The organism is Candidatus Erwinia dacicola (assembly GCF_001756855.1).
GTDB classification, from domain to species: Bacteria; Pseudomonadota; Gammaproteobacteria; order Enterobacterales; family Enterobacteriaceae; genus Erwinia; species Erwinia dacicola.
On record NZ_MAYS01000244.1, the window covers coordinates 1 to 2,514 of the forward strand.

Consider the following 2,514-nt stretch of genomic DNA (forward strand, 5'->3'; position numbering starts at 1 on the left):
GTGATTTTATCCGGGGCTGACCAGTGGGTTACTTTGTTTCGTTTCGAGTGAGAATGGGCGGACGTCCCGGGCAAAGCTGACTGTCAGATAATTATGGCAGCACTTTGGCAGAGAGGATGACGACCGGTTTTTCGGGCACATTCTGGTAAGGGCCGAAGGTTTTGGTCGGGACCTGAGCAATCTTATCGGCAACGTCTATACCTTTAACCACTTTACCAAATACCGCGTAGCCAAAATCACGCTGGCCGTGGTCGAGGAAAGCGTTATCTGTCACGTTGATAAAGAACTGGCTGGTGGCGCTGTCTTTATCCGCAGTACGGGCCATAGAGATAGTGCCGCGCTTGTTTAGCAGGCCGTTATCCGCCTCATTCTTGATTGGCGGTTTTGGCTGTTTCTGCTGCATATCGGCAGTGAAACCGCCGCCCTGCAGCATGAAGCCTGGGATCACGCGGTGGAAGATGGTGTTGTTATAAAAACCACCGTTCACGTAATCCACAAAATTAGCCACCGATACTGGTGCTTTCTGGTTATTCAGTTCCAGTTCAATACTGCCTGCTGAAGTGGTCAACAGCACATGCGTGTCCCCCTTCACCTTCACTGCAACAATGGCGGCAGAGACAGTAGACAGTGCGAGAACTGTCGCCAGCGCGGTCAAAGTACGTTTCAACATGAAAAATTCCTTACTGAGGGCAACAAATAAAAAAATTCTGCTGAGTGTAAAGAGGTACTTACCAATACCAACGCGGCAGCATTCTACAATTATTTACTTAGTATTGTTGTGACGCAACCCTTCCGCACGCTGAAATTAGTGATTAGAATCACGTTATGAATGAAATATGAAAATAATTGTTTCAGTAAAGATTTAAGAAGATCACAAATCTGGTTAAACTTCTCCCGTTTATCATGAGCAACTCCGCCGGTAGCGTTCTTTATCAACAGGTTTCCACTATGACAAATCGCGATCGAATCGGGCTTACTTGGATCAGCTTCTTCTCTTACGCGCTGACCGGTGCAGTGGTTATCGTTACCGGTATGGTGCTAGAGAATATCGCTGCTTACTTCCAGCTGCCCGTGGCTCAGATGAGCAACACCTTCACCTTCCTTAACGCCGGGATCCTGCTGACGGTATTCCTGAATGCTTGGCTGATGGATATCGTGCAGCTGAAGCTCCAGCTGATCTTCGGCTTCGTGCTGATGGTACTGGCCGTGCTGGGCCTGATGACTAGCCACAGCCTCACCGTTTTTTCACTGTGTATGTTTGTGCTGGGCGTGATGAGCGGGATTACCATGTCGATTGGTACTTTCCTGATCACTCACCTGTATGAAGGGGGCCAGCGCAGTTCACGCCTGCTGTTTACCGACTCCTTCTTCAGCATGGCCGGGACGATTTTTCCGATCATCGCTGCGGCTATCCTTGCCCGCTCGCTGCCGTGGTACTGGGTTTATGCCTGCATCGGCGTGATCTACTTGGCGATCTTCGTTCTGGCGCTGTGCGTTGAATTCCCGGTACTCGGTAAGAAAACCGCCAGCGGCGCGCCGGTTAGCAAAGAAAAATGGGGCATCGGCGTGGGTTTCCTCGCCATTGCTGCCCTATGCTACATCCTCGGCCAGCTTGGCTTTATCGGCTGGGTGCCACTGTACGCCACCAAAAACATGGGCATGGATATCGGTCTGGCCGGTAGCTTGGTAGGTAACTTCTGGATCGCCTATATGATCGGCATGTGGGCCTTTAGCGCCATTCTGCGCTTCTTCGATCCGCAGCGTATCCTGACCGTTCTGGCGCTGGCAGCGACCGCACTGATGTACTGGTTTATCAGCGAAACTGATGCCTCAATGCTGAAGTGGATCATGATGAACTTGGGTTTTTTCTCCAGCGCTATCTACACCACCATCATTACCCTCGGCTCGCTGCAGACCAAAATGGCCTCGCCTAAGCTGGTCAACTTTATTCTCACCTGCGGTACCGTTGGCACCATGCTGACCTTCGTGGTCACCGGTCCTATCGTTGACAGCCACGGCCCGCACGCCGCGCTGGCAACCGCTAATGGCCTGTACGCCGTGGTGTTTGTCATGTGTCTGCTGCTCGGCTTCGTCAGCAAGCACAAGCTGCACGGGCATATGGGTTCGCATTAATCCCGTGACTAGGGCGAGGCATGCCTCGCCCCTACCGGAAAGGGGATTAAACGTTGGGGAGGAACTTGTTCCTCCCCTTTTTATTACTTAACGCCTGAAATCCACTTTCTCGCTCTCAGCAAGACGAATGGTGCTGGCGGCAGGCACGGTTTCGGCGATGATCTTGCCGTAACGGATCGAGTAGCGCACCGTCACCTGACGGCGCAAGGCATCGAAGCCACTGTCGGCAGGCAGGATCACTAGGTTGGCGCTGTTAGTGGTGATGAGTTTTATGCCGGAGTCCAGCTGGTCATAGGTCGAGTCTGTCAAGGTGGTGTAAATTCACTTACAGCCTTCCAATCCGGTAATGGGCCTGTTATGTGCTGAGTGGCAACGCGTCGA

General features: G+C 52.1%; 2 protein-coding genes and 1 pseudogene. 1 reads left to right on the plus strand and 2 read right to left on the minus strand.

Annotation, left to right across the window (positions count from 1 at the left end; translation table 11 throughout):
• Nucleotides 1-91: 91 nt before the first annotated feature.
• On the minus strand, nt 92-670 hold the full coding sequence (ppiA, locus tag BBW68_RS07520) for a peptidylprolyl isomerase A (RefSeq protein WP_070134653.1): 579 nt from the start codon (nt 668-670) through the stop codon (nt 92-94).
• A 278-nt stretch (nt 671-948) separates the two neighbouring features.
• Between ppiA and tsgA the strand changes: the two genes are divergently transcribed.
• Complete coding sequence (gene tsgA / locus BBW68_RS07525) at nt 949-2,133, plus strand: MFS transporter TsgA (protein WP_070134654.1); 1,185 nt, start codon at nt 949-951, stop codon at nt 2,131-2,133.
• 87 nt (nt 2,134-2,220) lie between these two features.
• Here the strand turns inward: tsgA and BBW68_RS07530 are convergent.
• Nucleotides 2,221-2,427, minus strand: a pseudogene (locus BBW68_RS07530) (cytosine deaminase); the annotation flags it as partial.
• Between the last annotated feature and the right edge of the window lie 87 nt (nt 2,428-2,514).